Origin of the sequence: Phyllobacterium sp. 0TCS1.6A, from assembly GCF_026420825.1 — a bacterium.
In the GTDB taxonomy this organism is placed as follows: Bacteria; Pseudomonadota; Alphaproteobacteria; order Rhizobiales; family Rhizobiaceae; genus Phyllobacterium.
In genome coordinates this window covers 546,151-558,710 of sequence record NZ_JAPMAB010000002.1, presented here as the reverse complement: position 1 = coordinate 558,710, position 12,560 = coordinate 546,151, and the positions used below count along the sequence as shown (strand labels likewise).

The following is a 12,560-nucleotide window of genomic DNA, read 5'->3' as shown; positions in this document are numbered from 1 at the left end:
GCGGCAAGGTGGTAATGTCTGGTGCTTCCGCTTTGGGCACTACAGATTCGATCGCTACGGCGGTTTGAACGAGCGTGGGCTGCGACGCAGGCGCCTCGGCCTCGGCACCCGGGGCGGTCGGCAGCGACGCTGTAACATTGGGTGTTTGCAGCTCGGGCGATGCCGGTTCCACTTTCGCAGTGCCCTTGTCGGCATTTGGCGCGACGGGCAGCGATGGCGAGGTGACAACGTCTGGTGCTTCCGCTTTGGGCACTACAGGTTCGATCGCTACGGCGGTTGGAACGAGCGTGGGCGTTGACGCTGGCGCCTCGGCCTCGGCACCCGGCACGACAGGCAACAGCACTGCAACATTGGGTGCTTCCGGCTCGGGCGATGCCGGTTCCACTTTCGCAGTGCCCTTGTCGGCATTTGGCGTGACGGGCAGCGATGGCAAGGTGGCAACGTCGGGCACTTCCGGCGCGGGCGTTGCCGGCTCGATCTTTGTGGCAGCTTCGGCGGGAACCTCGGAAGCGGCCGGCTCGGCCTTCGACTCGAATGTCTGCACGCCAGTCGCCTCTTGCTCCTTCGGCTTCGGAGCTTCCGGACTGGTTCCGGCCAGCACGACCAATGGCACCGCCGTGGCGTCCACTTCCGGCTTCTGCCGTTCCGGCGTCGCCAGTGCGACCCCTGTCGGTTTTACTTCGGTTTGCGGCGTGCCGAATGTGCTTGCCGCGGCCTCAGGCTTTGCTGCGTCTTCCTTGCAACCGGAGAGCATGGTTGTACAGAGTAGCGTTGCCACCAATGTGCGCTTGATCAACATGATACCTCCACCAATGACTTTCTGAAAAACGTTCGTTCTGAAAAAGACGGCGCTGCGTGCCCGCAGCGTCAAATCTGCGCGGTTACATAGCGACCATAGGGGTAGTAAAATATGAACTCCAGGATCGAGTATTTACGGAGCCAGGACTTGTGTCAATTCAGCCAAAGTCTGAGAACGACACAAAAAAGCCCGGCTCAAAGGCCGGGCTCCTTCTCAATCCTGGATGAACGATCAGGCAGATTTCTTCTTGCCGTCTTCGTCGATCTCTTCGAAATCGGCATCGACGACATCGTCATCCGCCTTGGCCGTCGCGTCAGCACCTGCTTCGGCACCAGCCTCGCCGGCCTGAGACGCCTCGTACATTGCCTGGCCAAGCTTCATCGAAGCTTCGGCGAGAGCCTGGGTCTTGGCCTTGATGTTTTCCGCATCATCGCCTTCAACCGCAGTCTTCAATTCACCAAGCGCAGTCTCGATCGCAGTCTTGTCTTCCGCCGAAACCTTGTCGCCATATTCCTTCAGCGACTTCTCGGTGGAATGGATCAGCGCCTCGGCCTGGTTCTTCGACTCGACAGCCTCGCGCCGCTTCTTGTCGGCTTCGGCATTGGCCTCGGCGTCCTTGACCATCTTTTCGATATCGGCATCGGACAGACCGCCGGATGCCTGGATACGAATCTGGTGTTCCTTGCCGGTGCCCTTGTCCTTGGCCGACACGTTGACGATACCGTTGGCGTCGATGTCGAAGGTGACTTCGATCTGCGGGATACCGCGCGGTGCGGGCGGAATGCCGACCAGGTCGAACTGGCCGAGTGCCTTGTTGTCGGCGGCCATTTCACGCTCGCCCTGGAAGACGCGGATCGTCACTGCCGACTGATTGTCCTCGGCGGTGGAGAATGTCTGCGACTTCTTGGTCGGGATCGTCGTGTTACGCTCGATCAGGCGGGTAAAGACACCGCCCAGCGTCTCGATGCCGAGCGAAAGCGGCGTAACGTCGAGCAGCAGCACGTCCTTGACATCGCCCTGCAGCACGCCCGCCTGAATGGCGGCGCCCATGGCGACGACTTCGTCCGGATTGACGCCCTTGTGCGGCTCCTTGCCGAAGAATGCCTTCACGACTTCCTGAATCTTGGGCATGCGGGTCATGCCGCCGACGAGAACGACTTCATCGATCTCACCGGCCTTCAGGCCAGCATCCCTGAGCGCTGCCTTGCAGGGCTCGACGGTGCGCTGGACCAGATCGTCGACCAGGCTTTCGAACTTCGAGCGCGAGAGCTTCATGGTCAGGTGCTTCGGGCCGGAAGCGTCGGCCGTGATGAAAGGCAGGTTGATTTCGGTCTGCTGTGCGGAAGAAAGCTCGATCTTGGCCTTCTCGGCGGCTTCCTTCAGGCGCTGCAGCGCCAGCTTGTCGTTCTTCAGGTCGATGCCCTGTTCCTTCTTGAACTCGGCTGCGAAATATTCGACCAGACGCATGTCGAAATCTTCACCGCCGAGGAACGTATCGCCATTGGTGGACTTCACTTCGAACACGCCGTCGCCGATCTCGAGGACCGACACGTCGAACGTGCCGCCGCCAAGGTCGTATACGGCGATCGTCTTGCCGTCCTTCTTGTCGAGGCCATAGGCCAGTGCAGCAGCGGTCGGCTCGTTGATGATGCGCAGGACTTCGAGGCCAGCGATCTTGCCGGCATCCTTCGTTGCCTGACGCTGCGCGTCGTTGAAGTAGGCCGGAACGGTGATGACGGCCTTCTCGACCTTCTCGCCCAGATAGGATTCAGCGGTTTCCTTCATCTTCTGAAGGACCATCGCGGAAATCTGCGAGGGGGAATATTTCTTGTTGTGGACCTCTACCCAGGCATCGCCATTGTCGCCCTTGACGATGCTGTAGGGGACCAGCTTCTTGTCCTTCTCGACCGTCGGATCGTCGAAACGGCGGCCAATGAGGCGCTTGACGGCGAAAACGGTGCCTTCGGGATTGGTCACAGCCTGGCGCTTGGCCGGCTGGCCAGCGAGGCGTTCATCGCTATCCGTGAATGCGATGATCGAAGGCGTCGTACGCGCACCTTCCGCATTTTCGATGACCTTCGCGTTCTTGCCGTCCATGACAGCAACGCAGGAATTGGTCGTTCCCAGATCGATACCGATAACTTTTGCCATTACTCTTCTCCATTCAGCAGGCTGCCGGGACCTCTGCCGAGCATTCCATGTAAGCAGCCCCTAGGGGGTTTAACAATTCAGAACTGCCGGGGCGGGCGGTTCTTACAGTGTTGGTGGCTATATAAGAAGCGGAAATTTGCCATGCAAGAAGGAAGCGCGGCTATTTGCACCTCATAATGCCCCAAAACCCGCGTGAAACGGGCGAAAAATGCGACAAACCGCTTTGCGAGGTGCGACGATCGCCGTCCCGGAGCTAGACCTGCTCCCACTCGCCGGAAGCGTCGGCCCTGTAGATGGCGTCGATCAGCTTCTGATTGAGCACCGAATCCTCAAGCGTGAAGATGCCGTCCTTCGCGCCGCGCGCCGCCTGCACGAAAGCCTCGACCTGGAGGCGGTAGTGGTCGACGCCGCCAAAATTGAACTCCTGCGCCTGATCATGCGCCGCATTGTGGAGCCAGACCTTGGCGTGGTCGTATTTGCCGGTGTTGAACGGCGCCAGCACCTCGATATAGCCCTTGTCGCCGTGGAACACCACGCCTTGCCGCGACGCGAGCTGCGTCGCCACATAGAAGGTCAGTTCGAAGCTGTCGAACCGGGCGCAGACATTGGCGTGGCGATCGGTCCCGAACACCTCGTCGCGTTCGACGGTGGCCCGCACGCGCTGCGGCTCCTCGCCCGTCACGAAGCGCGTCACGACCGTGGGATAGACGCCGATGTCCGGCAGGGCGCCGCCGCCCAGCGATAGCTGGTTGCGCATATTGCCGGCATCCGTGTTGTAATAGGTGAACGCCGCCTGCACGTGGCGCAGCCGGCCGATCGCGCCTTCCGCCACCAGCTGGCGCACTTTCAGCCATTGCGGGTGATAGGTGACCATGAAGGCTTCGGAAACCAGTACGCCATGCCTGTCCCTCGCCTCCTGCAACCGGCCTATCTCGTCGGCCTTCAGCGAGATCGGCTTTTCGCAGAGGACATGCTTGCCGGCATTGGCGGCCTTGAGCGCCCATTCGATGTGCTGGGACGTCGGCAGCGGAATGTAGACGCCGTCGATTTCGTCGGAAGCGAGGAGTTCCTCATAGGAGCCGAAGGCATGCGGCGCGCCGAACCGGGCGGCAACGTCCCGCGCCTTGCCGATATCGCGGCTGGCGATGCCGGCCAGAACCGAATTCTCAGCCGCGCATATGGCGGGAATGACCGCCGTCACCCCGATCTTTGCCGTCGACAATACACCCCAGCGAAACATCATGCCTTCTCCCTTCATCCACGGAACGGTTCTAGATAAGCCAAAATGGCATCAATGCAACTCGCGCGCTGCATCAGCCGGTATATTTGAAGAAATCGATGAAGGCCCGCAGCGCCGGCCGCATCTGGCGCCGGCTGGGATAATAGAGATAGACGCCGGGAAATGGCGCGCACCAATCGACGAGGATGCGACGCAGCCGTCCTTCGGCGATGGCGGCGCTCGCCATGTTCTCCAGCACGAAGGCGATGCCGGCGCCATCGAGCGCCGCCTCCAGAACGAGGCGGTCGTCGCCGAGAATGAGCGGACCCCGGACATCGAGCACGAGTTCTTCATCGTCCTTCTCGAATTCCCATCGGTAGATCTGGCCGCTGGCGAATCTTCGCCGGATACATGGATGCTCCAGCAATTGGCGCGGGTGCAGCGGCATGGCCTTGCCTTCGAGATATTCCGGCGAGGCGATGATGCTGGCGCGGATCGGCGGGCTCATCCTCACCGCGATCATGTCGGGCTCGACGCTTTCGCCAAGCCGCATGCCGCCATCGAGACCCGCCGCGACGATATCGTTGAACGGTTCTTCCACCCGGATTTCCAGCACCACCCCCGGATAGGCCCTGCTGAAGGCGGCGAGCCGCGGCGCGAGCAGCCAGTGGGCGGCAAAGGGCGGCACGCTGAGCCGAAGATTGCCGGCGACACGGTTGTTGACTTCCTTGACCGCATCGAGCGCCAGGTCGATCTCCCCAAGCGCCGGCGCCAGACGCCTGAGCAGCAGCGCGCCTTCTTCGGTAACGGCAATGCTGCGTGTCGTGCGCGACAAGAGGCGCACGCCGAGCGCCGCCTCAAGGCTGGATACCGCGTGACTGACGGCGGAGGGCGCTATTCCAAGCTCCCGGGCCGCGCCACGAAATCCCCCGCATGCCGCGACGGTGGCGAAGATGGCAAGCTGCGGCAGGCGGTTGCGGTCCATTGTTCTATCTAATGGAACAGCGTGTGAATTATCAACCGAATTCACGAACAGGCTGGCGTGCCCTATCTTCCGGTTCTCCCACCCAATCTTCCAGTTCTCATACAAGGAGACCAGTGATGAACAAACGCAAGCTTGGAAGCGCGCTCGAAGTATCGGCAGTAGGCCTTGGATGTATGGGCATGACCTTTGCCTATGGCGGCCAGGATGAGGCCGACGCGATCCGCACGCTGCATCGGGCCGTGGATATCGGCGTGACATTCTTCGATACGGCGGAGGTCTACGGGCCTTTCGACAATGAAATCCTCGTGGGAAAGGCATTGAAGCCCTATCGCGACAGGGTCGTGATCGCCACGAAGTTCGGTTTCAAGATCGCCGATGAGGGCGTGGGGCCGTCGCGCATGATCGGCGTGGACAGCCGCCCGGAACATCTGAAGGCGGTGGCGGAGGCCTCGCTCGGCCGTCTCGGCGTCGATGAGATCGACCTGTTCTATCAGCATCGCGTCGATCCGAATGTACCGATCGAAGAAACGGTCGGCGCCATGGCGGAGCTTGTAAAGCAAGGCAAGGTCAAGGCGCTCGGTCTCTCGGAGGCCAGTGCCTCCACCATCAGACGCGCGCACAAGGTGCATCCGATCACGGCGGTGCAAAGCGAATATTCGCTTTGGAGCCGCGATCCGGAGGAAGAGGTCCTGGCAGTATGCCGGGAACTCGGCATCGGCTTCGTACCCTATAGTCCTCTCGGCCGCGGCCTGTTGACCGGCGCCATCAGCAAGCCCGACGAACTCGGCGCCGACGACTGGCGCAAGAACCTGCCGCGCTTCCAGGCCGATGCGATGGCGGCCAATGCTGCCCTGATCGCAACGCTCAAGGGCATGGCCGAGGCCAAGGGCGTGACGCCGGCACAGCTCGCCCTCGCCTGGGTACTGCACCAGGGAGATTTCATCGTGCCGATACCGGGCGCCCGCAAGATAAAGCATCTTGAGGAAAACGCGGCCGCAGCGGGGATCGTTCTGTCCCGCGAGGAACTCGGCACGATCGGCGATGCGCTTGCGCCTTCCAAGGTGACAGGCAAGCGTTACCGCGATTCCGAGCTGGGCCTCGTCAATGGATAAACACAGGCGCTAAGCCAGCCGTAACGAGCAAGGTGGGGCGCTTCAGCGCCCTGCCCGAATAAACCAGGCCTGAATAAAACCGGGCCTGAACAAAATCGGGTTTGAACGAACAAGGGCGGCTTTCGAGCCGCCCTTGTTCGTCATGTCAGCCGCGCAGGGTTCCGCCGGTCTGTTTCACCACATTGTCGATGATCCGCTTGCTCAGCGCCTCGAAGTCCTCATCGGTCAATGTCCGCTCGACGGGCTGTATCGACACCTCGATGGCGACAGACTTCCTGTCCGCTCCCAGCGAAGCACCTTCGAACAGATCGAATACCTGCACGCCGGCAACGAGCTTCTTGTCGGCCGCAAGCGCGGCGCGCACGATGCTGCCCGCTTCGACGGCCTTGTCGACCACGAAGGCAAAGTCGCGCCTTACCATCTGGAAATCGGAGAGGGTAAGTGCCGGCTTGGTGCGCGTCGCCTTCTGCTTCGGCTCCGGAATGGCGTCGATGAACACCTCGAAACCGCACAGGCTGCCTGCGACGTCCAATGTCTCGAGCGTCTTCGGATGAAATTCGCCGAAGGTTCCGAGAACGACCTTCGGCCCAAGCTTGATCGTGCCCGAGCGGCCGGGATGATACCATTCGGGACCGCCAGCCTCGATCTGCAGCTTGTCCACCGGCGCGCCGCAGGCCTCGAGCACGGCGATCGCATCGGCCTTGGCATCGAACACGCCGACCGATTGGGCATTGCCCGACCAGTGACGGCCATAGACCTCGAAATGCGCCGTTCCACGGCGGACGCCGGAGGCGACGCGGCGTTGGCCTTCCGGCGTATCGTCCTCATAGGTGCCGGACACCTCGAACAGGGCGAGATCGTTGAAGCCGCGATCCGCATTGCGGCTCGCAGCAGCCAGCAGGCCCGGCAGCAAGGATGGGCGCATGTCGGACATGTCGGATGCGATCGGGTTGGAAAGCCGCAATTGCGCTGCGCCGCCGCCGAATGCCCTGGCTGCCTTTTCGGAGATGAACGACCAGGTGACCGCTTCCATCATTCCGCGCGAAGCCAGCGCGCGCTTCGCGTGCCGCGTGCGTATCTGCAGCGTGGTCAGGATCTTGCCGTTGACGGCGGCATGGCTCGAAAGCGGCTGCGGCTCGATGAGATCCACGCCGTGAATACGCATGACCTCCTCGACGAGGTCGGCCTTGCCGTCGATATCCGGACGCCATGACGGCACGAGAACTGCTACCTCCTCGCCCCTGCCCTGCGGCTGGAAACCCAGACGGGCGAGAATGTCGAGGCTGGTGTCGGATGGCACGTCGATGCCCGTCAGCCGCCGCACTTCGGAAGTGGGGAAGGTTACGCTTTTCGGCTTGAAACCTTCATAGCCGGTTACCCTGCGCTCCGACGGCGAGCCGCCGCAGAGTTCCAGCACCATCTGCGTTGCGAACTCGACGCCCGGCAGCATGTATTCAGGATCGACGCCGCGCTCGAAGCGATAGCGCGCATCGGTGATGACGCCGAGGTCGCGGCCGGTACGGGCAACGGTCATCGGGTCCCACAATGCGGATTCGATCACGACATTGGTGGTGTTCTCGTCGCAGCCGGAATGCTCGCCGCCCATCAGGCCGGCAAGCGACTCGACGCCTTCCGCATCGGCAATGGCGAGATAGTCCGGGCCAAGTTCATATTCCTTGCCGTTAAGGCCGAGGAGCCGCTCCCCCTGGCGCGCGCGGCGCACGGTCAGAACGCCGCCCTTCACCTTGTCCGCGTCGAAGACGTGCAAGGGGCGGCCCCTGTCGAAAGTGATATAATTGGTGATATCGACCAGCGCATTGATCGGGCGCAGACCAATGGCGATCAGCCGCTGCTGCAGCCATTTCGGGCTCGGTCCATTCTTGACGCCGGTCACGCTGCGCCAGGCGAAGCCGGGGCAAAGATAGGTTTCGGTGCCAAGGTCGAGCCTGACATCGACGAGCGGCGCGGATGTTCCCTGGACCGGCTCGACGCCGCCGTTCTTCAAGGTGCCGATGCCTGCGGCGGCCAGATCGCGGGCAATGCCATGAACGCTGGTGCAATCCGGCCGATTCGGCGTCAGGTTGATCTCGATGACCGGATCGTCGAGCCCGGCATAGGCGGCGAAGCTCGTTCCGACCGGCGCATCGGCCGGCAGGTCGATGATGCCATTATGCTCGTCCGACATTTCCAGTTCGCGCTCCGAGCACATCATGCCGAAGCTCTCGACACCACGGATCTTGCCGACCGCAAGCGTCATGTCGATGCCGGGGACATATGTGCCGGGCGCGGCGAAGGCACCGATCATGCCCGCCCGCGCATTCGGCGCGCCGCATACGACCTGCAGTGGCTTGCCATCGCCGGCATCCACCGTCAGCACCTGCAGCTTGTCCGCGTCGGGATGGCGTACGGCGGTGAGCACCTTGGCGATGACGAAGGGCTTCAGCGCCGCCTTGTCGTCCAGCGATTCCACTTCCAGGCCGATCATGGTCAGCGTCTCCACGATCTTGTCGAGAGAGGCCTCGGTTTCCAGATGGTCTTTCAACCAGGACAGGGTGAATTTCATCGTTTCACTCGTTTCTTGAATTTGCGTCCGGGACTGCGTTTCGTCCCATGGTTGGCAACTGGCCGCTTCAGGCGCTCAGACCACCGAACAGCGTCGGCATGTCGAGCGGGCGGAAGCCGTAATGCGACAACCAGCGAATATCGGCATCGAAGAAGGCGCGCAGGTCCGGCATGCCATATTTCAGCATGGCGATCCGATCGATGCCCATGCCCCAGGCGAAGCCCTGATATTCATCGGGATCGAGCCCGCCGGCACGCAGGACATTGGGATGAACCATGCCGCAGCCGAGGATTTCCATCCAGTCATTGCCCTCGCCGAAGCGGACTTCCTTGCCCGAGCGATCGCACTGGATATCGACCTCCAGCGACGGCTCGGTGAAGGGGAAATAGGACGGCCGGAAGCGCATCTTCAGCGACGGCACCTCGAAGAAAGCCTTGCAGAACTCCTCCAGCACCCATTTCATGTTCGCGACGTTGGCCGTGCGATCGATGACCAGACCTTCCACCTGATGGAACATCGGCGAGTGGGTCGCGTCCGAATCCATGCGGTAGGTCTTGCCGGGAATGACGATGCGGATCGGCGGCTTCTGGTTCTCCATCGTCCTGATCTGGACGGGACTCGTATGGGTGCGCAGGACGCGCCGCTCGTTCTTCTCGTCCGGATTGAAGAAGAACGTATCGTGCATTTCGCGCGCCGGATGGCCTTCCGGGAAGTTCAGCGCGGTGAAATTATAATAATCGGTCTCGATATCCGGCCCCTCGGCGATGGCGAAACCCATATCGGCGAAAATGGCGGTTATCTCATCGATGACCTGGCTGATCGGATGAATCCGGCCGCGCTCCGCCGGGGCAGCGCGCAGGGGCAGCGTGACATCGACCTTCTCCGTTTCCAGGCGCGCTGCAATGGCCGCATCCTTCAGCAGCGCCTTGCGCTCGCTCAGTGCCTCGGTGATCCTGTTCTTGAGCCCGTTGATCTCCGGTCCCTTGACCTGGCGTTCCTCGGGAGACATGGAGCCGAGCGATTTGAGCTTTTCGGAAATCGCACCCTTCTTGCCCAGCGCGGCGATGCGGACGGCCTCGATGGCGGCCTCGTCATTGGCCGCCTCGATTTGTGCGGTCAACGCGCTTTCCAATTGTACCAGATCGTTCATCTTCTCACCCGTTTCACGGTTTGCTGCATTCGTCCGAAATCGAAAAACCCGCGCCAGCCGAGCCAGCGCGGGTTTCCCAAATGTGATGTTCCTGATGCTTTGGGAGCGGCTGACCCGTTTATGCGCGGACAGCGCCTTCAAAAGCGTTCGGAGTTGTGTCTTTCAGATATTCGAGCGCTTTCTTGGCGGAGGCCACGATCGCACCGAATGCTTCCGGCTCGTTGATTGCGAGATCCGAGAGAACCTTGCGGTCGACCTCAATACCGGACTTGCTCAGGCCGTCGATGAAACGGCTATAGGTCAGGCCATGCTCACGAACGGCAGCATTGATACGCTGCGTCCACAGCGCGCGGAACGTGCGCTTGCGGTTCTTGCGGTCGCGATAGGCATATTGCTTGGAACGATCGACGGCAGCCTTGGCGGTCTTGATCGTGTTCTTGCGGCGGCCACGGAAACCCTCGGCCTGCTTGAGAACTTTCTTGTGCTTGGCGTGGGACGTAACGCCCCTTTTTACACGTGCCATGATATGATCTCCTTAAAACTCAAAGGCCGTTCGGCAGGAACTTCTTCGCGATCTTCGCATCGGGATCCGATAGAACCATCGTCCCGCGCGCGTCACGAATGAACTTGTTCGAACGCTTGATCATGCCATGGCGCTTGCCAGCGGCGGCGGCTTTGATTTTGCCAGTTCCGGTGATCTTGAACCGTTTCTTGGCAGCAGATTTGGTCTTCATCTTGGGCATTTTGCTACTCCTTCTTGAGGCCGATTGCGATCCCCAACGGGATGCCGGCCTTTTCATTGTTGATTTCGAGCCGACCAAAGCCCGAAAGCATGCAAAACCGCCACGGCATGCCCTGCCGGGCGGTTTGAACGGGGTCTTATTAGCAGAAGTCGCGAAAAGCGCAACTATTGAATCGCGCCCTGCGGCTCAAAAGCCGCATTATCGGCCGCATGGCCAAGAACGGCAGAAATGCAAGAGCCGCCCGGAGGCGGCTCGCCAGTGATCCGAAAGTGACCAGGCCAACGCCTCAGCGCGGCGCGAGCACCATCATCATCTGGCGGCCTTCGAGCTTGGGCTCGGCCTCGACCTTGGAAATCTCCACGGTGTCTTCCTTGACGCGCTCGAGCAGGCGCATGCCGAGTTCCTGGTGCGCCATTTCGCGGCCACGGAAACGCAGCGTCACCTTTACCTTGTCGCCTTCTTCGAAGAAGCGCTTGATCGCCTTCATCTTCACCTCATAATCATGGGTGTCGATGTTCGGCCGCATCTTGATTTCCTTGATTTCGACCGTCTTCTGCTTCTTGCGCGCTTCGGCCGCCTTCTTCTGGCCCTGGTATTTCAGCTTGCCGAGATCGACGATCTTGCACACCGGCGGTTCCGCGTTCGGCACGATCTCGACAAGGTCAAGCCCCGCCTCATCGGCCATGGCCAATGCTGCCTGAATGGTTACGATGCCATGGTTTTCACCTTCGGCATCAATGAGCTGTACCTGGGGTACCCGGATATCACGGTTGGAGCGGGGTCCGTCTTTCTGGACCGGCTGGGCTCTGAAGGGTCGGCGAATGGCAGTAGTCTCCTTGAATTATTTCGGACCCGCAAATAGCATCGTCGGCGCGCCGCCGCAATGCTTAGCTGCGTCACTGCCGCCAATATTGCCGATTTTCGGTAGGATTCTCGCGCAGGGAACAATGGGATTGCTTCGTTTCCATGCTTGTGTTGCTTTCATCCCGTTGATTCCCGCCAATATCGCCCGCTGCCGCAAGAGAGTATCCCATGACCGTTCCCCCGCCCGAATTTCTCGACGTCGAGGACACGAAGATCGCCCTGCGCCGGCGGCCCGGCGCCAATCCGGGTCTCGTCTGGCTCGGCGGCTATCGCTCGGACATGCTGGGAACCAAGGCGGAATTCCTCGACCGGTTCGCGCATGAAAAGGGCCTGGCCTTTCTCCGGCACGATTATTCCGGACATGGGGAATCCGGCGGGGAATTCCGCGACGGCACGATCTCGCTCTGGCTCAGGCAGAGCCTTGCGGTGTTCAGGCATTTCTCGTCGGGGCCGCAGGTGCTGGTCGGTTCCTCGATGGGAGGCTGGATCGCATTGCGGCTGATCGAGGAGTTGCAGAAGCTCGGCGAGAGCAGCCGCATCGCGGGCCTGGTGCTGATAGCACCGGCGCCGGACTTCACGGCGGAACTCGTCGAACCGCAGCTTACCGCGAAGCAGCGCCGGCAACTCGCCGAGCAAGGCTACATGGAGGAACGTTCCGCCTATTCGCCCGAGCCCGACATCTATACGCGCGCGCTGATCGAGGACGGCCGCGACAATCTCGTGCTCAAGGGTGTCATCCAGACCGACTGCCCCGTCCATATCCTGCAGGGCATGCGCGACAAGGATGTGCCCCACACCCATGCCATGAAGCTGGTCGATCACCTGCCGGTCGATGATGTGACGATCACGCTCGTCCGGGATGGCGACCATCGCCTGTCGCGGCCGCAGGACCTCGAACTTCTCGCCCGCACCGTTTCCGGCATGATGGATCGCCCCGATGCGGCCGGCTCCCCCAAACCTCCAGTCCAGTGAGT

Annotated in this window: 11 protein-coding genes; 2 read left to right on the top strand and 9 right to left on the bottom strand. The window is 61.3% G+C overall.

Going from position 1 to position 12,560, the window contains the following annotated elements:
* The 4 genes from OSJ75_RS06920 to OSJ75_RS06905 all read right to left on the bottom strand — a co-directional run.
* The coding region (locus OSJ75_RS06920) for a hypothetical protein (protein ID WP_416362526.1) at positions 1–799 on the bottom strand (799 nt) is incomplete at its 3' end.
* A gap of 231 nt (positions 800–1,030) precedes the next feature.
* Positions 1,031–2,950, bottom strand: a complete 1,920-nt coding sequence (gene dnaK, locus OSJ75_RS06915; RefSeq protein WP_250016100.1) for a molecular chaperone DnaK — start codon at positions 2,948–2,950, stop codon at positions 1,031–1,033.
* 253 nt (positions 2,951–3,203) lie between these two features.
* Positions 3,204–4,190 (bottom strand): Gfo/Idh/MocA family protein, encoded by a 987-nt coding sequence (locus tag OSJ75_RS06910; protein ID WP_267227506.1) that lies wholly within the window; start codon positions 4,188–4,190, stop codon positions 3,204–3,206.
* Between the two features lie 73 nt (positions 4,191–4,263).
* Positions 4,264–5,154 (bottom strand): LysR family transcriptional regulator, encoded by an 891-nt coding sequence (locus tag OSJ75_RS06905; protein WP_250016102.1) that lies wholly within the window; start codon positions 5,152–5,154, stop codon positions 4,264–4,266.
* Between the two features lie 116 nt (positions 5,155–5,270).
* On the opposite strand from OSJ75_RS06905, the gene OSJ75_RS06900 reads away from it, so the two are divergent.
* Positions 5,271–6,266 (top strand): aldo/keto reductase, encoded by a 996-nt coding sequence (locus tag OSJ75_RS06900; RefSeq protein WP_250016105.1) that lies wholly within the window; start codon positions 5,271–5,273, stop codon positions 6,264–6,266.
* Between the two features lie 145 nt (positions 6,267–6,411).
* Here the strand turns inward: OSJ75_RS06900 and pheT are convergent, their stop codons facing one another.
* The 5 genes from pheT to infC form a co-directional block, all read right to left on the bottom strand.
* The gene (gene pheT / locus OSJ75_RS06895) at positions 6,412–8,829 is read right to left on the bottom strand and encodes a phenylalanine--tRNA ligase subunit beta (protein ID WP_250016107.1); all 2,418 of its coding nucleotides are present in this window, start codon (positions 8,827–8,829) and stop codon (positions 6,412–6,414) included.
* A gap of 67 nt (positions 8,830–8,896) precedes the next feature.
* On the bottom strand, positions 8,897–9,979 hold the full coding sequence (gene pheS / locus OSJ75_RS06890; RefSeq protein ID WP_267227334.1) for a phenylalanine--tRNA ligase subunit alpha: 1,083 nt from the start codon (positions 9,977–9,979) through the stop codon (positions 8,897–8,899).
* Between the two features lie 118 nt (positions 9,980–10,097).
* Positions 10,098–10,502, bottom strand: coding sequence for a 50S ribosomal protein L20 (gene rplT / locus OSJ75_RS06885; protein ID WP_250016111.1), 405 nt, complete (start codon positions 10,500–10,502; stop codon positions 10,098–10,100).
* A gap of 19 nt (positions 10,503–10,521) precedes the next feature.
* The gene (rpmI, locus tag OSJ75_RS06880; RefSeq protein ID WP_250016113.1) at positions 10,522–10,722 is read right to left on the bottom strand and encodes a 50S ribosomal protein L35; all 201 of its coding nucleotides are present in this window, start codon (positions 10,720–10,722) and stop codon (positions 10,522–10,524) included.
* Between the two features lie 286 nt (positions 10,723–11,008).
* A complete protein-coding gene (gene infC / locus OSJ75_RS06875; protein WP_250017187.1) occupies positions 11,009–11,545 on the bottom strand; it encodes a translation initiation factor IF-3 in 537 nt (178 codons plus the stop codon).
* 209 nt (positions 11,546–11,754) lie between these two features.
* Between infC and OSJ75_RS06870 the strand changes: the two genes are divergently transcribed.
* Positions 11,755–12,558: an alpha/beta hydrolase gene (locus OSJ75_RS06870; protein ID WP_267227333.1), complete on the top strand. Its 804-nt coding sequence runs from the start codon at positions 11,755–11,757 to the stop codon at positions 12,556–12,558.
* Positions 12,559–12,560: the final 2 nt, after the last annotated feature.

What these genes read in the sequence shown, in the direction of transcription:
- dnaK (WP_250016100.1), bottom strand. Translation starts at nt 2,950, where the DNA reads ATGGCAAAAGTTATCGGTATCGATCTGGGAACGACCAATTCCTGCGTT.
- OSJ75_RS06910 (WP_267227506.1), bottom strand. Translation starts at nt 4,190, where the DNA reads ATGTTTCGCTGGGGTGTATTGTCGACGGCAAAGATCGGGGTGACGGCG.
- OSJ75_RS06905 (WP_250016102.1), bottom strand. Translation starts at nt 5,154, where the DNA reads ATGGACCGCAACCGCCTGCCGCAGCTTGCCATCTTCGCCACCGTCGCG.
- OSJ75_RS06900 (WP_250016105.1), top strand. Translation starts at nt 5,271, where the DNA reads ATGAACAAACGCAAGCTTGGAAGCGCGCTCGAAGTATCGGCAGTAGGC.
- pheT (WP_250016107.1), bottom strand. Translation starts at nt 8,829, where the DNA reads ATGAAATTCACCCTGTCCTGGTTGAAAGACCATCTGGAAACCGAGGCC.
- pheS (WP_267227334.1), bottom strand. Translation starts at nt 9,979, where the DNA reads ATGAACGATCTGGTACAATTGGAAAGCGCGTTGACCGCACAAATCGAG.
- rplT (WP_250016111.1), bottom strand. Translation starts at nt 10,502, where the DNA reads ATGGCACGTGTAAAAAGGGGCGTTACGTCCCACGCCAAGCACAAGAAA.
- rpmI (WP_250016113.1), bottom strand. Translation starts at nt 10,722, where the DNA reads ATGCCCAAGATGAAGACCAAATCTGCTGCCAAGAAACGGTTCAAGATC.
- OSJ75_RS06870 (WP_267227333.1), top strand. Translation starts at nt 11,755, where the DNA reads ATGACCGTTCCCCCGCCCGAATTTCTCGACGTCGAGGACACGAAGATC.